Annotated in this window: 18 protein-coding genes; 17 read left to right on the top strand and 1 reads right to left on the bottom strand. The window is 66.1% G+C overall.

The features are described 5' to 3' along the window. Positions 1 to 7: 7 nt before the first annotated feature. The 8 genes from nuoL to Q7V45_RS12875 are packed head-to-tail and all read left to right on the top strand — an operon-like array spanning position 8 to position 8,812. A complete protein-coding gene (nuoL, locus tag Q7V45_RS12840) occupies positions 8 to 1,975 on the top strand; it encodes an NADH-quinone oxidoreductase subunit L (RefSeq protein ID WP_304852483.1) in 1,968 nt (655 codons plus the stop codon). Positions 1,976 to 1,983: 8 nt separating this feature from the next. Continuing rightward, entirely contained in the window at positions 1,984 to 3,498 is a 1,515-nt protein-coding gene (locus Q7V45_RS12845; RefSeq protein WP_304852485.1) for an NADH-quinone oxidoreductase subunit M, read from the top strand. A gap of 13 nt (positions 3,499 to 3,511) precedes the next feature. Next, positions 3,512 to 4,960: an NADH-quinone oxidoreductase subunit NuoN gene (gene nuoN / locus Q7V45_RS12850; RefSeq protein WP_370692595.1), complete on the top strand. Its 1,449-nt coding sequence runs from the start codon at positions 3,512 to 3,514 to the stop codon at positions 4,958 to 4,960. 5 nt (positions 4,961 to 4,965) lie between these two features. Continuing rightward, positions 4,966 to 5,691 (top strand): biotin--[acetyl-CoA-carboxylase] ligase, encoded by a 726-nt coding sequence (locus Q7V45_RS12855; protein WP_304852489.1) that lies wholly within the window; start codon positions 4,966 to 4,968, stop codon positions 5,689 to 5,691. An 11-nt stretch (positions 5,692 to 5,702) separates the two neighbouring features. Beyond that, the gene (locus Q7V45_RS12860; RefSeq protein WP_304852492.1) at positions 5,703 to 6,473 is read left to right on the top strand and encodes a type III pantothenate kinase; all 771 of its coding nucleotides are present in this window, start codon (positions 5,703 to 5,705) and stop codon (positions 6,471 to 6,473) included. Next, positions 6,470 to 8,122 carry a ribonuclease J gene (locus tag Q7V45_RS12865; RefSeq protein ID WP_304852494.1) on the top strand — a complete coding sequence of 551 codons (1,653 nt, stop codon included), beginning with the start codon at positions 6,470 to 6,472 and terminating at the stop codon, positions 8,120 to 8,122. Before Q7V45_RS12860 ends, Q7V45_RS12865 begins: the two co-directional genes overlap by 4 nt. A 26-nt stretch (positions 8,123 to 8,148) precedes the next feature. Then, entirely contained in the window at positions 8,149 to 8,553 is a 405-nt protein-coding gene (gene mce / locus Q7V45_RS12870; RefSeq protein WP_295136855.1) for a methylmalonyl-CoA epimerase, read from the top strand. A 13-nt stretch (positions 8,554 to 8,566) separates the two neighbouring features. After that, the gene (locus Q7V45_RS12875; RefSeq protein WP_304852499.1) at positions 8,567 to 8,812 is read left to right on the top strand and encodes a DUF1467 family protein; all 246 of its coding nucleotides are present in this window, start codon (positions 8,567 to 8,569) and stop codon (positions 8,810 to 8,812) included. 256 nt (positions 8,813 to 9,068) lie between these two features. On the opposite strand, the gene Q7V45_RS12880 is transcribed toward Q7V45_RS12875, so the two are convergent. Further along, positions 9,069 to 10,361 carry an NCS2 family permease gene (locus Q7V45_RS12880; protein WP_304852501.1) on the bottom strand — a complete coding sequence of 431 codons (1,293 nt, stop codon included), beginning with the start codon at positions 10,359 to 10,361 and terminating at the stop codon, positions 9,069 to 9,071. Between the two features lie 139 nt (positions 10,362 to 10,500). Between Q7V45_RS12880 and proS the strand changes: the two genes are divergently transcribed. From proS to pyrH, 9 genes are all read left to right on the top strand, one after another. After that, positions 10,501 to 11,814: a proline--tRNA ligase gene (gene proS, locus Q7V45_RS12885; protein WP_304852504.1), complete on the top strand. Its 1,314-nt coding sequence runs from the start codon at positions 10,501 to 10,503 to the stop codon at positions 11,812 to 11,814. 20 nt (positions 11,815 to 11,834) lie between these two features. Then, complete coding sequence (locus Q7V45_RS12890; RefSeq protein WP_304852506.1) at positions 11,835 to 13,145, top strand: lipoprotein-releasing ABC transporter permease subunit; 1,311 nt, start codon at positions 11,835 to 11,837, stop codon at positions 13,143 to 13,145. Then, the gene (locus Q7V45_RS12895) at positions 13,138 to 14,397 is read left to right on the top strand and encodes an FtsX-like permease family protein (protein WP_304852508.1); all 1,260 of its coding nucleotides are present in this window, start codon (positions 13,138 to 13,140) and stop codon (positions 14,395 to 14,397) included. The genes Q7V45_RS12890 and Q7V45_RS12895 overlap by 8 nt, the downstream gene beginning before the upstream one ends. After that, the gene (locus Q7V45_RS12900) at positions 14,390 to 15,073 is read left to right on the top strand and encodes an ABC transporter ATP-binding protein (RefSeq protein WP_304852510.1); all 684 of its coding nucleotides are present in this window, start codon (positions 14,390 to 14,392) and stop codon (positions 15,071 to 15,073) included. Before Q7V45_RS12895 ends, Q7V45_RS12900 begins: the two co-directional genes overlap by 8 nt. 31 nt (positions 15,074 to 15,104) lie before the next feature. After that, positions 15,105 to 18,554 (top strand): DNA polymerase III subunit alpha, encoded by a 3,450-nt coding sequence (dnaE, locus tag Q7V45_RS12905; protein WP_304852512.1) that lies wholly within the window; start codon positions 15,105 to 15,107, stop codon positions 18,552 to 18,554. Then, positions 18,551 to 19,567 (top strand): DUF72 domain-containing protein, encoded by a 1,017-nt coding sequence (locus tag Q7V45_RS12910; RefSeq protein ID WP_304852515.1) that lies wholly within the window; start codon positions 18,551 to 18,553, stop codon positions 19,565 to 19,567. The genes dnaE and Q7V45_RS12910 overlap by 4 nt, the downstream gene beginning before the upstream one ends. Before the next feature lie 163 nt (positions 19,568 to 19,730). Next, positions 19,731 to 20,519, top strand: coding sequence for a 30S ribosomal protein S2 (gene rpsB, locus Q7V45_RS12915; protein ID WP_304852517.1), 789 nt, complete (start codon positions 19,731 to 19,733; stop codon positions 20,517 to 20,519). 76 nt (positions 20,520 to 20,595) lie between these two features. Continuing rightward, positions 20,596 to 21,522, top strand: a complete 927-nt coding sequence (tsf, locus tag Q7V45_RS12920; protein WP_304852519.1) for a translation elongation factor Ts — start codon at positions 20,596 to 20,598, stop codon at positions 21,520 to 21,522. 68 nt (positions 21,523 to 21,590) lie between these two features. Next, positions 21,591 to 22,316 carry a UMP kinase gene (pyrH, locus tag Q7V45_RS12925; protein ID WP_304852521.1) on the top strand — a complete coding sequence of 242 codons (726 nt, stop codon included), beginning with the start codon at positions 21,591 to 21,593 and terminating at the stop codon, positions 22,314 to 22,316.

Consider the following 22,316-nt stretch of genomic DNA (forward strand, 5'->3'; position numbering starts at 1 on the left):
GCTCATCATGGATCTCGCCATCAAGCTCATCGTCTTCCTGCCGCTGCTCGCGGCGGCGATCGCCGGCCTCTTCTGCCGCGTCATCGGGGCACGTCCCGCGCAGGTCGTGACCAGTGCCGCGCTGCTGATCGCGGCGGCCCTCTCGGTCTTCGTCTTCGTAAAGATCGGCTTCGGGACGGAGAAGCTGATCGTCGTGAAGCTCTTCTCCTGGATCGATTCAGGGACCCTCGACATCGCCTGGGCGCTGCGCGTCGACACGCTGACCGCGGTCATGCTGATCGTGGTCACCGGCGTGTCGTCGATGGTCCACATCTATTCCATCGGCTACATGGAAGACGATCCCGGCATCCCGCGCTTTATGTCGTATCTCAGCCTGTTCACCTTCTTCATGCTGATGCTGGTGACGGCCGACAACCTCGTGCAGCTCTTCTTCGGCTGGGAAGGCGTGGGCCTCGCTTCCTACCTGCTGATCGGCTTCTGGTACGACAAGCCCTCCGCCAATGCCGCCGCGATGAAGGCCTTCATCGTGAACCGGGTCGGCGACTTCGGTTTCGCGCTGGGCATCTTCGCCGTCTGGATGCTGTCGGGCTCGGTCGGCTTCGAGGAGATCTTCGGCAAGGCACCGCAGATGGCGCAGATGCGCATCGAGTTCCTCGGCATGGACCTGCCGGCACTGGAGACCGCCTGCCTGCTGCTGTTCGTCGGCGCGATGGGCAAGTCGGCGCAGCTCGGCCTGCACACCTGGCTTCCGGACGCGATGGAAGGCCCGACCCCGGTCTCGGCCCTGATCCATGCCGCCACGATGGTCACCGCCGGCGTCTTCATGGTCTGCCGCCTGTCGCCGCTGTTCGAGCTGGCGCCCACCGCCTCCATGGTCGTGACCCTGATCGGCGCCGCGACGGCCTTCTTCGCCGCGACCGTCGGCCTGACCCAGTTCGACATCAAGCGCGTCGTCGCCTATTCGACCTGCAGCCAGCTCGGCTACATGTTCTTCGCCTGCGGCGTGGGCGGCTACTCTGGCGCCATGTTCCACCTCACGACGCACGCCTTCTTCAAGGCGCTGCTGTTCCTCGGCTCGGGCTCGGTGATCCACTGCCTCCATCACGAGCAGGACATGCGCAAAATGGGGGGCGTGCGCGAGAAGGCGCCGCAGACCTTCATCCTGATGTGGGTCGGAACCCTGGCACTGTCGGGCATCGGCATCCCGTTCCTCCTAGGCAACGGCCTGGGATTCGCGGGCTTCTACTCCAAGGACATCATGCTGGAGTCGGCCTACGGCGCGCACACGACGGTCGGCCTGATCGCCTTCTGGCTGGGCATCATCGCCGCCTTCATGACCGCCTTCTACTCGACGCGCCTGATGTTCATGACCTTCTACGGCAAGTATCGTGGCGATCATCACACCTGGGATCATGCCCACGAGTCGCCGCTGGTCATGATGATCCCGCTCTATGTGCTGGGCATCGGCGCCGCGTTCTCGGGCCTGGTCGGCTACGACTGGTTCGTCGGCCACGACTGGCGCGCCTTCTGGGGCAATTCGCTCGCCGTGAAGGCCACGGAAGAGGTGCTGCACCACGCCCACGAGGTGCCGCTCTGGGTGAAGCTGCTGCCGCTGGCGTTCGCGGTCGCCGGCATCGCCCTCAGCTACTACTACTACGTCCTGCGCACCGACATGCCGGAGCGCACGGTGAAGCGGTTCCCGGGCCTGCACGCGCTGTTCTACAACAAGTGGTACTTCGACGAGCTCTACGATGCGGTGTTCGTTAAGCCCTCGCTGGCCATAGGCCGCTTCCTCTGGAAGAAGGGCGACGGCGCCGTGATCGACGGGCTTGGCCCCGACAATGTGGCCGCTCGAGCGCAGGACATGGCGGGCATGCTGATGCGCTTCCAGAGCGGCTATCTCTATCACTACGCGTTCGTGATGCTGGTCGGCGTGGCCGGTCTCGTCACCTATTTCATACTGTCGGCGAGGTAAGGCCCCCGATGTCGAGTTGGCCCATCCTCTCTCTGGTCACGTTCCTGCCGCTGGTGGGGGCGCTTTTCTGCCTGATCGTCAACGGCCCGAAAGAGGCTGTCGACCGTAACTGCCGCAGCGTGGCGCTGGTCACGACGCTGGCGACCTTCCTGATCTCGCTTCTTCTCTGGATCCGCTTCGACCCGACGAAGGCGGGGTTCCAGTTCGAGGAGAAGGTCGCCTGGGTGCCGGCGCTGAACATCGGCTATCACGTCGGCATCGACGGCATCTCGCTGTTCTTCGTGCTGCTGTCGACCCTGCTGACGCCGATCTGCATCCTGGCGAGCTGGGAATCGATCAAGGTCCGCGTCAGGGAATACATGATCGCGTTCCTCGTGCTCGAGACCTTCATGGTCGGCATGTTCTGCGCGCTCGACCTGGCGCTGTTCTACATCTTCTTCGAAGGCGTCCTCATCCCGATGTTCCTGATCATCGGCGTGTGGGGCGGCAAGCGGCGCGTCTATGCGGCCTTCAAGTTCTTCCTCTACACGCTGCTCGGCTCGGTGCTGATGCTGCTGGCGATCATCGCCGTCTACGGGCAGGTCGGCACCACGGACCTGCCGACGGTGATGGAGAAGCTCGACCTGCCGTTCACCTGGCAGTGCTGGCTGTGGCTGGCCTTCTTCGCGTCGTTCGCGGTGAAGGTGCCGATGTGGCCGGTCCACACCTGGCTGCCGGACGCCCACGTCGAGGCGCCGACCGCGGGCTCCGTCATCCTGGCCGGCGTGCTGCTGAAGATGGGCGGCTACGGCTTCCTGCGCTTCTCGATCCCGCTGTTTCCCGAGGCGACGCAGTACTTCGCGCCGATGGTCTTCGCCCTCTCCATCGTGGCCGTGATCTACACCTCGCTGGTCGCGCTGGTGCAGGAGGACATGAAGAAGCTGATCGCCTATTCGTCGGTCGCCCATATGGGCTTCGTGACGATCGGCGCCTTCGTCATGAACATGCAGGGTGTGCAGGGCTCGATCTTCCAGATGCTGAGCCACGGCATCGTGTCGGCCGCGCTGTTCCTCTGTGTCGGCGTGGTCTACGACCGCATGCACACCCGGGAGATCGCGGCCTATGGCGGCCTCGTGCATCGCATGCCGCGCTACGCCTTCACCTTCCTGTTCTTCACCCTGGCAAGCGTGGGGCTGCCCGGCCTGTCGGGCTTCGTCGGCGAGTTCCTGGTCCTGCTGGGTGCCTTCAAGGCCAATACCTGGGTGGCGTTCCTGGCTTCGACCAGTCTCATCCTGGGCGCGGCCTACGCGCTCTGGCTCTATCGCAAGATCGTCTTCGGCGAGCTCACCAAGGACTCGCTCAAGGGCATCCTCGACATGAACGGTCGCGAGATCGCGATCTTCCTGCCGCTGGTGCTGCTGACGATCTGGATGGGTGTCTATCCCAACTCCTTCCTCGACCCGATGGCGCCGGCGGTGGACAAGCTGATCGGCGACTATCAGGCGGCTTTGAAGCTCGCCCGCACCGCGGCGCTGGTACCGTGAGCGGCCGGGAGTAATGAACATGATCGTCGGTCTCGAATCCTGGACCCTGGCCCGGCCGGAAATCTTCCTCGCGGCGGCCACCGTGCTGCTGCTGATCTACGGCGTCGTCCGGGGTGAAATCGCCACCCCGTTCGTGTCGGTGGCGACCTCGGTGGCGCTGCTCGTGACGGCGGCGCTGCTGTTCCTGCCGTATCGCGAAGGGACGGCTTTCTCCTCGCTGTTCATCGTCGACCGTCTGACCGCGACCATGAAATCGATGGTGCTGGTGGGTTCCGCCATCGCCATCCTGATGTCGCGCGCCTATTTCGAGCAGGCCAAGGCCTGGCGGTTCGAGTATCCGATCCTGGTCGCCCTGGCGACGCTCGGCATGATGCTGATGATCTCGGCCAACGACCTGATGGCGCTCTATGTCGGCCTCGAACTGCAGTCGCTGGCGCTCTACGTCATCGCCTCGTTCCAGCGCGACAGCGTCCGTTCGACCGAGGCCGGCGTGAAGTACTTCGTCCTGGGCTCGGTCGCCTCGGGCATGCTGCTGTTCGGCTCGTCGCTGATCTACGGCTTCTGCGGCGGCACGGCCTTCGTCCAGATCTCGGGTGCGCTGGCCGACGGCCGCGCGACCGAAATCGGCGTCATCATCGGCCTGGTGTTCGTGGTTGCCGGTCTCGCCTTCAAGGTCTCGGCCGTGCCGTTCCACATGTGGACGCCGGACGTCTACGAGGGCGCTCCGACGCCGGTGACGGCGCTGTTCGCGGTCGCCCCGAAGATCGCCGCCCTGTCGCTTTTGGTGTCGGTCCTGATGGGCCCGTTCAAGCCGCTGTTCGCGCAGTGGCAGCAGATCATCGTCGTGGCTTCGGTGCTCTCGATGGCGCTGGGTGCCTTCGCCGCGCTCCGCCAGCAGAACATCAAGCGTCTGATGGCCTATTCGTCGATCGGCAATGTCGGCTACATCCTGCTGGGCGTCGCCAGCGGCACCGAGAAGGGCATCCAGGCGGTGGTCTTCTATCTCGCCATCTACCTGGTCATGACCCTGGGCGTCTTTGCCACCATCCTGATGATGAAGCGCCGCAACATCATGGTCGAGCAGGTTTCCGATCTTGCGGGCCTCGCCCGCAGCCAGCCGATGATGGCGCTCGGCATGCTGATCTTCATGTTCTCGCTGGCCGGCATTCCGCCGCTCGCAGGCTTCTGGGGCAAGCTCTACATCTTCATGGCCGCGGTCGACGCCAAGCTGTTCGTCCCGGCGGTGCTGGGCGTTCTCGCGTCCGTGGTGGCCTCGTACTACTACCTGCGCATCGTGAAGGTGATGTACTTCGACGAGCCGGCCGAGGCGATCGACCGACCGTCCTTTGGCGTCAACCGCGTGGTTGCGCTGGCGGCCGCCTTCCTGATCGCGATCTTCTCGCTGGTTCCGCAGCCCCTGAGCCTGATCGCCGAAGCGGCCGCCAAGGGTCTGTTCCAGTGACCTCGATGCCCGTCCTCCCGGACGGGTGGACGCTGGTCGCGCTCGAAAGCGTCGGCAGCACCAACGACGAGGCCATCCGTCACGCCGACGCCGGCGCTCCCGAAGGCACGGTCGTCTGGGCGCGCGAGCAGTCGGGCGGCCGCGGTCGTCGGGGCCGTAACTGGGCCTCACCGGTCGGCAATCTCTACAGTTCCACCATCCTGCGGCCGGCTTGTCTGGCGCAGCGCGCTGCCGAACTGGGCTTCGTCGCCGCGCTCGCGGTCGGCGACCTCGTGCCGCCGGACCGCAGCGTTCGCCTGAAATGGCCCAACGATGTGCTGGTCGATGGCGGCAAGGTCGCGGGAATTCTGCTGGAAAGCGCGATCGGCCAGGACGGGCTGGTCGAGCATGTCGTGGCCGGCATCGGCGTGAACGTCACCTTCGCGCCGCAGCTTCCGGAGATGCGCTATCCCGGCGCGGCGCTGGGCGGGACGGTCGAGGCGGCGCTGGAGGGTCTCACGCGGGCGCTGGCGGCGCGCTTGGCGCAATGGCGCCAGGACGGGTTCGAGACGGTGCGCCGTGAATGGCTGGCGAAGGCGGGCCCTCTGGGAGCCGAGGTCGACGTCCGGCTGGGCGAGGGGCTGCTCCGGGGCCGGTTCGCCGGGCTGGACCGCGAGGGCGCACTCCTGCTGGATACGGCGGAGGGCCCTCGCAAGATCGTGTCGGGTGAATTGCTGGGCCGGGCGGCCTGAGGAGGGCGGGAATGCTGCTGGCCATCGACGTTGGCAATACCAACTCGAAGTTCGTCGTCTTCGATCATGACAGGATCGTCGCCGCGTGGCGCCTGCGCACCGAGTCCAAGCGCACGTCCGACGAGTATGCCGCCTGGGTGACGCAGCTCATGCACCTGCAGGGCTTCGATCCCAGGTCGATCAAGGGCGCGATCCTGGCCAGCGTCGTGCCGGCGGTGAACACGCACCTGCGGCGCCTCTGCGAGACCTACTTTCACAGCAAGCTGCTGATCGTCGGCGAACCCGACTGCGAGCTGGGCATCAAGGTCCTGATCGACCGGCCGGCTGAGGCGGGCGCCGACCGTCTGGTCGGCGTCATCGCCGGCCATACAAAGTATGGCGGGCCGCTGATCACGATCGACTTCGGCAGCGCCACGACCTTCGACCTCGCCGACAAGGACGGCAACTTCATCGGTGGCGTGTTCGCGCCCGGAGTCGAGCTGACGATCGAGGCCTTCTATCTGATGACGGCGCGCCTGCCGCGCATCCGGGTCGAGAAGCCGGCCCAGGTGATCGGCAAGAGCACCGTGGCCAACATGCAGTCGGGCATCTTCTGGGGCTATGTCGGGTTGATCGAGAGCCTAATCCGGCGCATCCGGGAGGAGTATGGCGAGCCCATGAAGGTGATCGCCACGGGCGGACTCGCCAGCGTGTTCAAGGACGAAATCGGATTGTTCGACTTCATCGAGCCCGACCTGATGTCGCTCGGCCTGCTGGAGATCTGGCGGCGCAACCGCGGATGACGGTTCCCTCGAACGACGAGCTGCTCTTCCTGGCCCTCGGTGGGGCCGGCGAGATCGGCATGAACCTCAACCTCTACGGCACGGCCGGCAAATGGCTGATGGTCGATCTCGGCATCGGCTTCGCCGACAGTACGATGGCCGGCGTCGAGGTGGTAATGCCGGATCCGGCGTTCATTGTGGAGCGCCGCGACGACCTCGTCGGCATCGTGCTGACACATGCCCATGAAGACCATCTTGGTGCCGTCGCGGACCTCTGGCCGCGGCTCAAGGTACCGGTCTATGCGACGCCCTTCGCCGCCTCTGTCCTGAAGCGCAAATTGATCGACGCCGGCCTGCGGGACCAGGTTCCGGTCACCGAGATTCCGCTGGGGGGCAAGTTCAGCCTCGGGCCGTTCGAGCTTGAGATGATCACCATGACGCATTCGATCCTCGAGCCGAATGCGATGGCGATCCGCACGAAGTTCGGCACGGTCTTCCACACCGGCGACTGGAAGATCGACCCGGATCCGCTGCTGGGCGACCTCACCGACGAGGCCATGCTGAAGCGCATCGGCGACGAAGGCGCGCTCGCGATGGTCTGCGACAGCACCAACGTCTTCGTGGAGGGCGAGGCCGGCTCCGAATCGAAGGTCCGCAGGAATCTCGAGAAACTCACGAAGGGGCACGCGGGCAGGGTGGCCGTCACCTGCTTCGCCTCCAATCTCGCCCGGGTCGAGAGCATCGCCCTGGCGGCGGTCGCGGCCGGCCGACACCCGGTCCTGTCGGGCCGCGCGCTCACTCGCATGCTCGAATCGGCCCAGGAATGCGGCTACCTGCTGGATTTCCCCGAATGCGTTCCCGAGAAGCAGGCGGGCTACCTGCCGCGCGACAAGGTGCTGTTCATCTGCACCGGCAGCCAGGGCGAGCCGCGAGCTTCCATGTCGAAGCTGGCCGGCGGCGAACATCGCGACCTTGTCCTCGAGGCCGGCGATACCGCCATCTTCTCGTCGCGGGTCATCCCGGGGAACGAGCACTCGGTCGGGCGCCTGCAGAATTCTCTGATGGCCCGCGGGGTCAAGGTCATCACCGACCGGGAAGCCGACATCCACGTCTCGGGGCACCCGGCGCGGGACGAGCTGGTCCGGGTCTATCAGTGGGTCCGGCCCAAGATCGCCCTGCCAGTCCATGGCGAGGTGCGGCACATGATCGAGCATGCCGAACTGGCCCGAGCCTGCCAGGTGCCGGAAACCATCGTGGCGCCCAACGGCACGCTGGTGCGGCTGGCGCCGGGGCCGGCGGAAATCATCGACCATGTCTTTTCCGGCCGACTGGCACGCGACGGCGACGGGCTGATCCCGCTCGACGGCGAGTCGCTGCGCGAACGGCGCAAGCTCCTGTGGAACGGCGCGGCGGCGGCGACGCTGGTGGTGGACAAGCGCGGCAAGGCCCTGGCGCCCCCCAAGGTCTCGCTGCGCGGGATCGACGACGCAGGCGGCGAGCTGGAGGAGGCGATCGAGGACGCGCTGGCCGAGATGTTGGCCGACCTCAAGACCGCCGAACGCACCGACGACCGGCGCATCGAGGAGGCGGCCCGCCAGGCCGTCCGGCGCGTCGTGCGGGCGCACCTCGGCAAGAAGCCGTTGACGGACGTGCACATCGTCCGCATCTAAAGGGCGCGCAGCCGCCGGAGAAGACCATGATCGGACGCCTCAACCACATCGCGATTGCCGTGCCCGACCTGGCCAAGGCGAGCGAACTCTACCGCACCGTGATGGGCGCCAAGGTGAGTGCGCCCAAGGAACAGCCGGCCCATGGCGTCACGGTGGTCTTTGTCGAGCTGCCGAACACCAAGATCGAACTCCTGCATCCGCTCGGCGAGAAGTCGCCGATCGCCAATTTCCTGGCCCGCAACGCCGACGGTGGAATCCATCATGTCTGCTACGAGGTCGAGGACATCTACGCCGCCCGCGACAAGCTGAAGTCGCAGGGTGCGCGCGTTCTGGGCGATGGCGAACCCAAGATCGGCGCCCACGACAAGCCCGTGCTGTTCCTGCATCCCAAGGACTTCACCGGCACGCTGATCGAACTCGAGCAGGTCTGAGGAGCATCGCGCCATGGGCTGGGCTTCCGGCATCATGGTCTACCTGGTGATCTGGTGGATCGCGCTATTCATGGTTTTGCCGCTGGGCGTGCGGCGCGTCGAAAACCCGGGCAGGGGCCAGGAAACGGGCGCGCCCGAGCGGCCGGACCTGCTTCGCAAGGCGATCATCACGACCATCCTGGCGGCGGTGCTTTGGATCGCCTTCTATGGCTTCTACCAGCTGGATCTGCTGAGCTTCAGGCGGCTCGAGGGGTCCTGAGTAGCGCTGCCATGGGGCGCTCTTCCCAAAAGGAAACGGCGGACCGATGGTCCGCCGTCCTCTACCCCCGAAACTCGTCGTAGGCGGCTTGCGCCGCTCTCCTCCCTAAACCCGGACAGTGCCCAAGGCTGAGGCTGTTTAGCGTGCCGCTAATCGGTTGCCAAGACCTTTTCTTTCGATCCGACAGTCTTGGGCAGAAGAATCTTCAAGGCCCCGGTCGTTCGAGTACAAACTAATGTCCGTACCGTTTCCCTGTTCATACAATGACCATGTATTTGATCACGAACAGGACAGCGAGAATTGCCACGGCCGGATGTACATCGCGATAGCGGCCGGCGGCAATCTTGATGCCGGCGTACGAGATGAAGCCGAACGCGATGCCGTCGGCGATCGAGAAGGTGAAGGGCATGGCGATCGCCGCGATGACCGCCGGCGCCGCCTCGGTGACGTCGCTCCATTCGACCTCGGTCAGGCCGCGCGCCATCAGGCAGGCGACGTAGAGCAGTGCCGGCGCGGTCGCATAGGCAGGGATCGACGCGGCAAGAGGCGAGAGGAAGAGCGCCAGCAGGAACAGCACGCCGACCGCCGCGGCTGTGAGGCCGGTGCGTCCGCCGGCATTGATGCCCAGCGCGCTCTCGATGTAGCTCGTCGTCGTCGAGGTGCCGGCCGCCGCGCCGAGCATGGCGGCGGCACTGTCGGAGATCAGGACGCCACGCAGCCGTGGCACGGTGCCGTCGGGTCGCATGAAGCCGCCGCGATGGGCCAGCGCGATCAGCGTGCCGGTATTGTCGAACAGGTCGACGAACAGGAAGGCGAAGACCACCGTCACGAGCCCGACCTGCAGGGCCCCCGAGAGATCCATCTGGAGGAACACGGGCGCGATCGAGGGCGGAGTGTCGAAGATGCCCACGAACTTCTGCTGGCCGGCCAGGATGGAGATCGCCGTCACGACGAGAATGCCGATGATCACGCCGCCCATGATGCGGCGGTGTTCGAGCGCGACGATGAGGACAAAGCCCAGCACCGCCATCACCACCGGCCAGCTCGTCATCTTTCCGTGGGTGACCAGCGTCGCCGGATGGGCGACCACGATGCCGGCATTCTTCAGGGCGATCAGCGCCAGGAACAGCCCGATGCCGGCCGCAATCGCCATCTTGAGTGACTTCGGGATCGCATTGACGATCCATTCGCGGATCGGCAGCACGCTGATGATCAGGAAGAGGACGCCTGAGATGAAGACGCAGCCCAGCGCGACCTGCCAGCTGTGGCCCATGCCGCCGACCACGCCGAAGGCGAAGTAGGCGTTGAGGCCCATGCCCGGAGCGAGAGCAATCGGATAGTTGGCGAGGAAAGCCATCAGGAAGCAGCCGACCGCGGCCGCCACGCAGGTGGCGGCGAAAACCGCTCCGAAGGGCATCTTGGCCTCGGCCAGGATCGCCGGGTTGACGAAGATGATGTAGGCCATCGCCAGGAATGTCGTCAGACCGGCGACCAGTTCGGTCCGGACGTTTGTCTTGTTCTCGCTCAGCTTGAAAAGTCGTTCCAGCATCCCGCTCCCCCCGAAAGTCGCGCCCAGTGTGCGGGCACATGGCTGTGAAAAGCCAGACGTGCCACCCGGTTTGCCTTTGGCCGACCCGTTCCCTACAGTCCGCCGCCACCCCGATACCCGGACCGAGGACCGATTTCGCATGCGCATGAGCCAGTACTTTCTGCCGACGATGAAGGAGACTCCGTCGGAAGCGCAGATCGTTTCGCACCGGCTGATGCTGCGCGCCGGCCTCGTCCGCCAGACCAGCGCCGGCATCTATGCCTGGCTGCCGCTCGGCCTGCGCGTGCTGCGCAATATCGAGCGGATCGTGCGCGAGGAGCAGGACGGGGCAGGTGCCCAGGAAGTGCTGATGCCGACCATCCAGTCGGCCGACCTGTGGCGCGAGAGCGGCCGCTACGACGCCTATGGCCCCGAGATGCTGCGCATCAAGGACCGCCACGACCGCGAGATGCTCTACGGCCCGACCAACGAGGAGATGATCACGGTCCTCTTTCGCGACGGCGTGAAGAGCTACCGCGACCTGCCGAAGAACCTCTACCACATCCAGTGGAAGTTCCGGGACGAGGTCCGCCCGCGCTTCGGCGTGATGCGCGGCCGCGAGTTCCTGATGAAGGACAATTACTCGTTCGACATCGACAAGGCCGGGGCCATCCATTCCTACAACAGGATGTTCGTGGCCTATCTGCGGACGTTTGCCCGCATGGGCCTGAAGGCAATTCCGATGCGCGCCGATACAGGCCCCATCGGGGGCGACCTCAGCCACGAATTCATCATCCTGGCGGAGACCGGCGAGAGCGCCGTGTTCTGCCACAAGGGGCTGGTCGACAAGGACATCCTCAGCCGCAAGATCGACTATTCGTCCGACCTGCAGGACATCGTGAACGAGTGGACGTCGCTCTATGCGGCGACCGACGAGATGCACGACGCGAAGGCCTTCGAGGCGCTGCCCGAGAGCGAGCGCCTTGCCGCGCGCGGCATTGAGGTCGGCCACATCTTCTATTTCGGCACCAAGTACTCCAAGCCGATGAACGCCGTGGTCGCCGGCCCCGGCGGCGAGCAGATCACGGTCGAGATGGGCTCCTACGGCATCGGCGTCTCGCGGCTGGTCGGCGGCATCATCGAGGCCAGCCACGACGATGCCGGCATCGTCTGGCCGGACGAGGTGGCACCCTTCAAGGTGGCGATCGTCAACCTGAAGCCGGACGACGGCGCCGTCGGCGGCGCCTGCCAGAAGCTCTACGACGCGCTCAGCGCCAAGGGCGTGGACGTGCTGCACGACGATCGCGACATGCGGCCGGGTGGCAAGTTCGCCGACATGGACCTGATCGGCATCCCCTGGCAGGTCATCGTCGGCCCCAAGGGCCTGGCGGCCGGCAAGGTCGAGGTCAAGAACCGCAAGACCGGCGCCCGCGAGGAGCTGGCGCCCGAACAGGTTCTCGCGCGGTTCGGTTGAACCGCGGACAGGGCTCTGCCATGTCCTTTGCCGCCGAGCGCCTGATCGCCTTCCGCTTCCTGCGCGCCCGCCGCGAGGAGGGCTTCATTTCGGTGATCGCCGGCTTCTCGCTGATCGGCATCACGCTGGGCGTCGGCACGCTGATCGTCGTGATGTCGGTGATGAACGGCTTTCGCGTCGAGATGCTGGCGCAGATGTCGAGCATCAGCGGCCAGCTGGGCGTCCAGTCCAATGGCGGCGCGCTCGAGCCCACGCCCGATTTTCTGAAGCGCCTGGCGGCCGTGCCGGGCGTCGAGTCCGCAACACCAACGGCCGAGGGCCAGCTCATGGCGGTCGCCGGCGACCGCGTTCGCGGGATCGTGCTGCGCGGCATGCGGCCCGACGATATCCGCAATCGCGCGCCGCTCGCGTCGGCGATCGAGGGATCGCCGGAGAGCCGCGAGCGCTATCGCACGCTCTGCAAGGCGGAGGATGACAGGCCCATCGACTGGGGCACCCTCAAGGGCTTCGGCGACGACTTTACCGTGGTGGTAGGCCGGCGGCTGGCCGACCTTATGAACCTGAAGGTCGGAGACAGGGTCCAGCTCGTGTCGCCGGTCTCCGTCGCGACGCCGCTTGGCGTCATGCCGCGTTCGGCCGCGGTCAAGGTCTCCGCGATCTTCTGCACCGGCATGTACGATTACGATTCCAACTTCGTGTACGCGCCGCTGCAGGACGCCCAGCACATGCTCAACCTCGGGCCCAACGTCACGGGCATCGAGGTTTTCGTGACGGACAAGGCCTCCCGGGCCGAGACGCGCCGGCTGCTCATGCAGGCGGTCGGGACGCAGGGCTGGGTCTTCGACTGGTTCCAGGCCAATGCCGGTTTCTTCTCGGCCGTCGTCGCCCAGACCAACATGATCTTCCTGGTCCTGACGATGATCGTGCTGGTCGCGGCGTTCAACATCGTGTCCAGCCTGGTCATGCTGGTGCGGACAAAGACGGCGGACATCGCCATCCTGCGCACCATGGGTGCCAGCCGGGCGACCATCATGCGGATCTTCCTGCTCGACGGGCTGTCGATCGGCGGTGCGGGGACGATCCTCGGGGTCGTCCTGGGCCTCGCCTTCGCCCGCAACATCGAGGCGATCCGGCAGTGGCTGCAGCGGACCTTCGACATCGTGCTGTTCGACCAGACCCTCTATCTGCTGGCCGAATTGCCGTCGCGGATCGAGTGGAGCGAGGTCGCAGGCATTGCGGTCATGGCGCTGGTGTTCGCGCTGCTGGCCTCGATCTATCCGGCGGCCCGCGCGGCGCGCCTCGATCCCGTCGAGGGCCTGCGACGTGAGTGAGCGCGCGCCCGTTGTCGAGCGCTGGCTCGCCTGGCGCTACCTCGCGACACGTCAGCGCGAGGGCTTCGTGTCCTTCATCGCGATGTTTTCGCTGATCGGTGTGGCCCTGGGCGTGGGGACCCTCATCGCCGTCCTCTCGGTGATGGGTGGCTTCCGCGAGCAGTTGCTGGGCCGGATCATCGGCATGAACGGCCATGTCGTGATCGCCGCCCGCGACGGGCTGCTGCAGGCGACGCCCGAGCTGCTGGCGAAGCTCAAGGACATCCCCGGCGTCGAGGCGGTGCGCCTCACCCTGGAGAGGCAGGTCCTGGTGACGGGCCACGGCCTGACGCGCGGCGCCCAGCTGCGCGGCGTGCGGCGGGAAGATCTCCTGAACCGGGAGATCGTGTCGAAGAACATCGTCTTCGGCGATCTGGCGGAGTTCGGCACCAAGCCCGGCCTGGTGATCGGCGAACGGCTGCGCCAGCAGATGCAGGTGAGGGTCGGCGAGCCGCTGACCGTGGTGACCCATCAGCTGAACGAGGGCGGCACGATCGCGCCGCGCTACAGCGACTACGAGATCCTCGCCACCTTCCTGAGCCGCCGCTACGAGTTCGACAGCACCCTCGTGTTCATCCCGTTGGCGGTGCTGCAGGAGGATCTCGAATACGGCAAGGAAACAGTGAGCTCGATCGACCTGTTCCTGAAGGACCCGCAGGCCGCGCCGCGCGTGGCGCAGGAGCTGCGCCGGTCGCTCGGCCGGGAGGATCTCCGCGTATCACACTGGCTGGGTCTGAATGCGCGCTTCGTCGGCGCCCTGCAGGTCGAGCGCGTGATGATGTTCATCATCCTGACGCTGATCGTCGTGGTGGCCGCCATGAACGTGGTCGCGAGCTTCACCATGCTGGTGCGCGTGAAGCGGGGCAGCATCGCCATCCTGCGGACCATGGGCGCCAGCCCCGGCACGATCGTACGCGCCTTCTTCATGTCGGCCGCAGCGGTCGGCGTCGCCGGCACGGCGATCGGAGCGGCGCTGGGCCTGTTGCTCTGCGCCAACATGCCAGCGATCGGTCGCGCTCTGGCGTACGTCACCGGCGGTACCGGAACGGCGGGGGCCGAAGTCGACTTCATCACCTCGATGCCCGTGCGGGTGGATCCGGTCGAGGTGGCTTTCATCATCGCCGTCGCGATCGTGCTCTCGCTCGTCGCCGCGGCCTATCCGGCGTGGCGCGCCACCCGGGTCGAACCGGTCGAAGGATTGCGACATGAGTGACACCGCCAAGCCGCTTTCGCTGCAGGGCATCCGCCGCACCTTCGTCCAGGGCGACCGTCGGCTCGACGTGCTGCGCGGCGTTTCGGTCGACCTGCACCCCGGCGAGATCGTGGCCATGGTCGGTCAGTCGGGCAGCGGCAAGTCGACCCTCCTGCACATCGCGGGCCTTCTCGAAAGGCCAGATGAGGGGGAGGTCGTGGTCGACGGCAAGCCCACGGTCCGGATGGCCGACAAGGATCGCACGGGCCTGCGTCGCAATTTCCTCGGCTTCGTCTATCAGTACCATCACCTGCTGCCGGAATTCTCAGCCGTCGAGAACGTGATGCTGCCGCAGATGCTGAACGGTGTCGTGCGCGGGGCAGCACGCAAGCGGGCGGCCGATCTCCTCGGCCTGGTCGGGCTCGGCGACCGGCTCGACCACCGTCCGGGGCGCCTGTCGGGCGGCGAGCAGCAGCGGGTGGCGATCGCGCGGGCCGTTGCCAACGCCCCGCACGTCCTGCTGGCCGACGAGCCGACCGGCAATCTCGATTCCACGACGGCCGAAACGGTGTTCCAGCAGTTGCTGGCGCTGGTTCGCGAGACCGGCATGGCGGCCCTGGTCGCCACCCACAATCCCGAGCTGGCGGCCCGCATGGATCGCACGGTTCGGCTGAAAGATGGCGTGCTCGATGCCTGACAGTCCACAGGCCTCGGCGCGATGATGGCCCGTGGCCATCGCTGATTTCATCCATCTGAAAGTTCGTTCCGCCTATTCGCTCACCGAAGGCGCGAACAAGGTCGACAAGGTCGTCTCGCTGGCCAAGGAGGCGGAGATGCCGGCGGTCGCCGTCACCGACCGCAACAACCTGTTCGGCGCGCTCGAATTCTCGCAATACGCCTCCAAGGGCGGCATCCAGCCGATCGTGGGCTGCGACCTGGGGATCCGGCGCGAGGAGGAGGGAGGCATCGCCACCGCGAGCAAGGTCCTGGCCATCGATTGGTTGACCCTGCTTGTGCAAAGCGAGCAGGGCTATCTCAACCTGATGCGGCTGGTGAGCCGCGCCCATCTCGACTTCAAGGTCGGCTCGGTCGCGGCGCTGCCTCTGGTGGACCTCGAAGGCTCGACCGAGGGGCTCATCGCCCTGACCGGCAGTGTAGGCAGCGGCGTCGGCCGCTTGCTGGCCGCCGGCCAGACGCCGGCGGCGGCCCATATGCTCGACCGCCTGCAGGGTCTGTTCGAGGGCCGGCTCTATCTCGAACTGCAACGCCATGGCGAAGATCTGGAGCGCCGGATCGAAGGGCCGCTGGTCGATCTCGCCTACGAACGAAACCTGCCGCTGGTCGCGACCAACGACGTGCACTTCCCGAAGAAGTCGATGTACGAGGCTCACGACGTGCTGCTCTGCATCGAGCAGGGCGCGCATATCGACGATCCCAACCGTCGGCGCCTGACGCCGGAGCACTATTTCAAGTCGGCAGCCGAGATGCGCAGCCTGTTCTCGGACATTCCCGAGGCCTGCGACAACACCCTGGTGATCGCCCGGCGCTGCGCCTACATGCCGGCGCCGCGCAAACCCATCCTGCCGCGCTACACCAAGCTTCAGGGCCGCACCGAGGGCGAGGCGCTGCGCGACCTCGCGAAGACCGGGCTCGAGGAGTTGAAGACGCTCGGCCGTCTGGCCGTGGATATCACGTATGAGCGCTACACCGACCGTCTGACCTACGAACTCGACATGATCGAGAAGATGGGGTTCGCCGGCTACTTCCTGATCGTGGCCGACTTCATCCAATGGGCAAAGGACCATGACGTGCCGGTGGGGCCGGGCCGCGGTTCGGGCGCCGGCTCGCTGGTCGCGTGGTCGCTCAAGATCACCGATCTCGATCCGCTGCGCTGGGGCCTGCTGTTCGAGCGATTCCTCAATCCCGAGCGCGTGTCGATGCCCGACTTCGACATCGACTTCTGCCAGGACAAGCGCGACCGCGTGATCCGCTACGTGCGCGACGAATACGGCCACGACAGGGTCGCCGCGATCATCACCTTCGGCAAGCTGCAGGCCCGGGCCGTGCTGCGCGACGTCGGCCGCGTGCTGGGCATGCCCTACGGGCAGGTCGACCGTATCTGCAAGCTGGTGCCCAACAATCCGGCCAATCCGGTGACCCTGGCCAAGGCGCTGCAGACCGAGGAGCTGCTCAAGGAGCAGTACAACGCCGACGAGGAGATCAAGCGCCTGATCGACCTCGCGCTGCAGCTCGAGGGTCTGTTCCGCAACGCTTCAACCCATGCTGCCGGCGTCGTGATCGGCGACCGGCCGCTCGACCAGCTGGTGCCGCTGTTCCGCGATACCGACAGCAAGGAATCGCTGCCGGCCACCCAGTTCAACATGAAGTGGGTCGAAACGGCCGGGCTTGTGAAGTTCGACTTCCTCGGCCTCAAGACGCTCACGGTGATCGAGAAGGCCTGGGATTTCATCGGGCGCGACCAGATCGACATCGCGAAGCTGCCGCTCGACAACCGGAAAACCTTCGAGCTCCTCTGCCGCGGCGACGGTTCGGGCGTGTTCCAGCTCGAAGGCAACGGCATGCGCGACGTGCTGCGCAAGATGAAGCCCGACCGCTTCGAGGACATCATCGCCGTGGTGGCGCTCTATCGGCCGGGCCCGATGGAGAACATCCCGAGCTACATCAAGCGCAAGCATGGCGAGGAGGAGCCGGACTACCTGCATCCGCTGCTGGAAGGGATCCTGAAGGAGACCTACGGCATCATGATCTACCAGGAGCAGGTCATGCAGATCGCGCAGGTGCTGAGCGGCTACACGCTCGGCGGCGCCGACCTGCTGCGCCGCGCCATGGGCAAGAAGATCCAGGCCGAGATGGATGCCCAGCGGGCGAGCTTCGTCGAGGGCGCGGAGAAGAACGGCGTCAAGAAGGACAAGGCGTCGTCGATCTTCGACCAGGTCGACAAGTTCGCAGGCTACGGCTTCAACAAGAGCCACGCCGCCGCCTATGCGCTGGTCTGCTACCAGACGGCCTATTTGAAGGCCAACCATCCGGTCGAGTTCTTCGCCGCCACGATGACCCTCGACATGGGCAACGTGGAGAAGCTCAACGGCTACCGCCGCGACCTCGACAAGATCGGCGTCGAGCTGCTTCCGCCCGACGTGAACAGGTCGACGGCCGAGTTTACCGTCGAGAAGACCGAAGACGGCCGGAAGGCGATCCGCTACGCGCTGGCCGCCATCAAGGGCGTTGGCAAGGAGGCGATGAACCGTCTCGTCGAGGAGCGCGACGAGAAGGGGCCGTTCAAGGACCTGTTCGACTTCGCCGAGCGTCTCGACCAGCGCGTGCTGAACAAGCGCCTGCTGGAGAGCCTGGTGAAGGCGGGGGCCTTCGACTCGCTGAACAGGAACCGGGCACAGACCTTCGCCACCGTCGAAGCGCTCACCCGCCATTCTCAGGCGACGCACGAATCGCGCGGCAGCAACCAGAACAATCTGTTCGGCGACGACACCGCCCAGCGCCGTCCGCAACTGCCCAAGGTGCCGGACTGGGCGCCGATGGAGCGGCTGCAGAACGAATTCGCGGCCATAGGCTTCTATCTCTCGTCGCACCCGCTGGCCTCCTATGAACGCAGCCTGCAGCGGCTCGGGGTCAGTCGCGCGGCCGACCTGCCGGCCTTGCTGGCGCGGGGCACGCCCGGGCGGATCAAGCTCGCCGGTACGGTCATCGACCGGATGGAGCGCACCTCCGCAAAGGGCAACCGCTTCGCCTTCCTGCAGTGCTCGGATCAGTCCGGCGCCTTCGAATGCGTCATGTTCAGCGAACTGCTGAGTTCCAAGCGCAACCTCCTCGAGGCGGGCCAGGCGATCCTGATCTCGGTCGACGGCCGCCTCGATGGCGAGCAGGTGAAGCTGACCGCGCAGTCGGTGGAGAAGCTCGAGGATGCGGTCGCGAACTCCGCGGCGGGTCTGCGCATCGTGATCTCCGATCCCGTGGCCCTCGACGCCCTGCGCAAGGCGCTCGAGGGCAAGCGCGGGCGCGGGCGGGTCACGCTGGTGGTGCCCCTGGAAAAGGAGGAGTCGGAGGCCGAAGTCACCTTGCCCGGCACCTATTCCATCGCCGGCGGCCTGCGCGACACGATCGGAAGTCTGCCGGGGATCGCCCAGGTCGAGGAAATTTGAGCCTGCAGCCCGGCCTCTTCGAAAGCGAGATGGCGGCGCCGAGGCGGCATGCCGCGGCGGCGGGCGATGTCAGGCCCGCAAGGGACTCGCCTCTGCTGGAGGCACCGCTTCTCCCGCTGGATATCCGGCTCGGCACCTCCTCCTGGTTCTTCCCCGGTTGGCGAGGCCTGGTCTACGAAGGCGTCCATCCGCAGGCGACGCTCAGCCGCAAGGGGCTGGCGGCCTATGCCCAGATCCCGCTGCTGCGGACCGTCAGCCTCGACCGAACCTTCTACGCGCCGATCTCGGCCGTCGACTATGCGCGCTACGCCAGTCAGGTGCCGGAGCATTTCAGCTTCGTCGTGAAGGCGCCGGCGATCGTCTGCGATGCCGTGATGCGCGACGAGGAGGGCAGGGGCAAGGTGCCGAATCCTCACTTCCTCGACGCCGCGATCGCTACCCGGGAATTCGTTCTGCCCTGTCTAGAGGGGCTCAAGGCCAAAGCGGGCCCGCTGGTCTTCCAGGTTTCGCCTCTGCCGCGCAGCCTCGTCGAGGACGCTTCGCTGTTCATCGAGCGGCTGGAGGCATTCTTCGCGGCTCTGCCCCGTGAACTGGGCACGCATCGCCCAATTTACGCGCTGGAACTGCGGAATCCCGAGTTGCTGACGCCGCGCCTGATGCGCATGCTGGCCAGGGCCGAGGTCCGCTATTGCGTCGGCCTGCACGACCGGATGCCGGAGGTCGAGCGGCAGGAAGCGGCGCTCAGGGCGCTAGACGGTGAGGAGCCGGGGCCGCTCGTGGTGCGCTGGAACCTGCACCGTGGCTTCCTCTACCAGGCCGCAAAGCAGCGCTACGAACCGTTCGACAGGCTCGTGGACCAGGATGGCGAGACCCGGCGGGCCCTGGCGCGGATGGCAGCCACGGCCTTCAGGGCGGGCCGGAAGGTCTGGATTACCGCCAACAACAAGGCCGAGGGCAGTGCGCCCCTCTCGGTCCTCGAACTGGCCCGGGAAATAGCCAGTCAAATCGGCTAAGGCCTTGATTTCATTGGCACTTGCATTTTTGGCGGCAAACCACTAGAAACGCGCCACTTCGCACGCGGGTTTGCGGTCGACGGGGAGACATCCCGCCGCTCGCTCCGGTGTTCCCATTCCGGGAACGACGCCCGCGGAGGCTCAACCGGAAAAGGAGAACGGCATGACCATGCCGACATTCACGATGCGCCAGCTGCTGGAAGCCGGCGTCCACTTCGGCCATCACACGCGCCGCTGGAACCCCAAGATGAAGCCGTACCTGTTCGGGGTGCGCAACGGGGTCCATATCATCGACCTCACCAAGACCGTGCCGCTGCTGGAGCAGGCGCTGCGTCAGGTTCGCGACGTCGTCGCGAGCGGCGGCCGCGTCCTGTTCGTCGGCACCAAGCCGGCAGCCGCCGAGCGCGTCGCCGACGCGGCCAAGCGCTGCGGCCAGTACTACGTGAACCACCGCTGGCTGGGCGGCATGATCACGAACTGGAACACGATCTCGGCGTCCATCAAGCGGCTGCGCGAGCTGGACGAGCGCCTGAAGGGCGACGTCGTCGGCCTCACCAAGAAGGAGCAGCTCGACCTGACGCGCGAGCGCGACAAGCTCGAGCGCTCGCTGGGCGGCATCAAGGAAATGGGCGGCACGCCCGACATGCTGTTCATCATCGACACCAACAAGGAGTCGATCGCGGTCCTCGAAGCCCGCAAGCGTGGCATTCCGATCGTCGCGGTGGTCGACAGCAATTCCGATCCCGACGGCATCGACTTCCCGATCCCGGGCAATGACGACGCGATCCGCGCCGTGTCGCTCTACTGCGACCTGCTTTCGAGTTCGGTGCTCGACGGCATCCGCGCCGAAATCGCCGCCACGGGCGGTGACGTCGGCGAGCTCGCCGAGCAGCCGGCCGAGGAAATTCCCGCCGTCGAGGCCCCGGCGGCCGAAGCGGCACCGGCCGAGTAGTCCGGTCCCTTCATCGAAGAGAAACAGACGGGGCCGGTCGTAAGACCGGCCCTTGTTGCACTAAACGGAGCAAGACATGGCTGAGATCACTGCATCGCTCGTCAAGGAACTGCGCGAGAAGACCGGCGCAGGCATGATGGATTGCAAGAAGGCGCTGGGGGAGACGGCGGGCGACGTCGAGAAGGCGGTCGACTGGCTGCGCACCAAGGGCCTGTCGGCGGCCTCGAAGAAGGCCGGCCGCGTCGCCGCTGAAGGCCTCGTCGGCGTGGCGGCCGATGGCACCCGCGGTGCTGTCGTCGAGGTCAATGCCGAGACCGACTTCGTCGGCCGCAACGACCACTTCCAGAAGTTCGTCGCCGCGGCGACCAAGCTCGCGCTCGAGAATGGCGGCGACCTCGCCAAGGTCGCAGCGGCGCCGTTTCCCGGCACCGGCCGTGACGTGCAGGGCGAACTCACCAACCTGATTGCGACGATCGGCGAGAACATGAGCCTGCGCCGCGCCGCCTCGCTGTCGGTGTCCGACGGCGTGGTCGTGGCCTACACCCACAATGCCGTCGCGCCGGACCTCGGCAAGATCGGCGTGCTGGTGGCCCTCGAGTCGACCGGCGACAAGGCCAAGCTGGGCGCTCTCGCCAAGCAGCTTGCGATGCATGTGGCCGCGACCAACCCGCAGTCGTTGACGGTTGCCGACCTCGACCAGGCAGCGATCGAGCGCGAGCGTGCGGTGCTCGCCGAGAAGGCCGGCCAGCAGGGCAAGACGCCTGAGATCGTCGCCAAGATGGTCGAGGGCGGGCTGCGCAAGTTCCATCAGGAAGTCGTGCTTCTCGAGCAGGCCTTCGTCATGGATGGCAAGACCAAGGTCTCGAAGGTCGTCGAGGACGCGGGCAAGCAGGTCGGCGGGCCGGTCAGGCTCGTGGGCTTCCTGCGCTTCGCGCTGGGCGAGGGCATCGAGAAGAAATCTGAGGATTTCGCAGCCGAAGTGGCTGCCCAGCTCAAGAAGTAGTAGTAGAAACGACCGGGGCGCAGACATGTTGTCTGCGCGCCCAAGACAAACGTAATCAGAGGCATCTGATGCCGTCGGCTCCCCAATTTCGCCGTGTCCTTCTCAAGCTCTCAGGCGAGGGGCTCATGGGGAATCGGGAGTACGGCCTGGACCCCGACATGGTCACCATGGTCGCACAGGAAGTGAAGGCCGTGCACGACATGGGCGTGCAGGTCTGCCTGGTGATCGGCGGCGGCAACATCTTCCGCGGCGTGTCGGCGGCGGCTTCCGGCATGGACCGCTCCAGCGGCGACTACATGGGCATGCTGGCGACCGTCATCAATTCTCTGGCAATGCAGAGCGCGCTGGAGCAGCAGGGGCTGCAGACCCGCGTCCAGTCGGCGATCCCGATGACGACGGTGTGCGAACCCTATATCCGCCGCCGCGCCGCGCGCCACATGGAGAAGGGACGCGTCGTGATCTTCGCGGCGGGCACCGGCAACCCATTCTTCACGACCGACACGGCCGCCGCCCTTCGCGCGGCCGAGATGGGCGTCGACGCGCTGCTCAAGGGCACCCAGGTCGACGGCGTCTATTCCGCCGATCCGCGCAAGGACAAGAATGCCCAGCGCTACGACACGCTCGGCTATCTGGAGGTGCTGTCCCGCGACCTGCAGGTAATGGACGCTTCGGCGATCTCGCTTGCGCGCGAGAACCGCATCCCCATCATCGTCTTCGACATCCACAAGCCCGGCGCCTTCGCGGCGACGATGCGGGGCGAGGGCACCTTCACGATCATCAAGGACGAGGCCTGA

Origin of the sequence: Reyranella sp. (assembly GCF_030651995.1) — a bacterium.
Taxonomy (GTDB): domain Bacteria; phylum Pseudomonadota; class Alphaproteobacteria; order Reyranellales; family Reyranellaceae; genus Reyranella.

Bases quoted from the DNA above. Each gene is read 5' to 3' on its own strand.
- nuoL (WP_304852483.1), top strand. From the start codon at position 8: ATGGATCTCGCCATCAAGCTCATCGTCTTCCTGCCGCTGCTCGCGGCG.
- Q7V45_RS12845 (WP_304852485.1), top strand. From the start codon at position 1,984: ATGTCGAGTTGGCCCATCCTCTCTCTGGTCACGTTCCTGCCGCTGGTG.
- nuoN (WP_370692595.1), top strand. From the start codon at position 3,512: ATGAACATGATCGTCGGTCTCGAATCCTGGACCCTGGCCCGGCCGGAA.
- Q7V45_RS12855 (WP_304852489.1), top strand. From the start codon at position 4,966: ATGCCCGTCCTCCCGGACGGGTGGACGCTGGTCGCGCTCGAAAGCGTC.
- Q7V45_RS12860 (WP_304852492.1), top strand. From the start codon at position 5,703: ATGCTGCTGGCCATCGACGTTGGCAATACCAACTCGAAGTTCGTCGTC.
- Q7V45_RS12865 (WP_304852494.1), top strand. From the start codon at position 6,470: ATGACGGTTCCCTCGAACGACGAGCTGCTCTTCCTGGCCCTCGGTGGG.
- mce (WP_295136855.1), top strand. From the start codon at position 8,149: ATGATCGGACGCCTCAACCACATCGCGATTGCCGTGCCCGACCTGGCC.
- Q7V45_RS12875 (WP_304852499.1), top strand. From the start codon at position 8,567: ATGGGCTGGGCTTCCGGCATCATGGTCTACCTGGTGATCTGGTGGATC.
- Q7V45_RS12880 (WP_304852501.1), bottom strand. From the start codon at position 10,361: ATGCTGGAACGACTTTTCAAGCTGAGCGAGAACAAGACAAACGTCCGG.
- proS (WP_304852504.1), top strand. From the start codon at position 10,501: ATGCGCATGAGCCAGTACTTTCTGCCGACGATGAAGGAGACTCCGTCG.
- Q7V45_RS12890 (WP_304852506.1), top strand. From the start codon at position 11,835: ATGTCCTTTGCCGCCGAGCGCCTGATCGCCTTCCGCTTCCTGCGCGCC.
- Q7V45_RS12900 (WP_304852510.1), top strand. From the start codon at position 14,390: ATGAGTGACACCGCCAAGCCGCTTTCGCTGCAGGGCATCCGCCGCACC.
- rpsB (WP_304852517.1), top strand. From the start codon at position 19,731: ATGACCATGCCGACATTCACGATGCGCCAGCTGCTGGAAGCCGGCGTC.
- tsf (WP_304852519.1), top strand. From the start codon at position 20,596: ATGGCTGAGATCACTGCATCGCTCGTCAAGGAACTGCGCGAGAAGACC.
- pyrH (WP_304852521.1), top strand. From the start codon at position 21,591: ATGCCGTCGGCTCCCCAATTTCGCCGTGTCCTTCTCAAGCTCTCAGGC.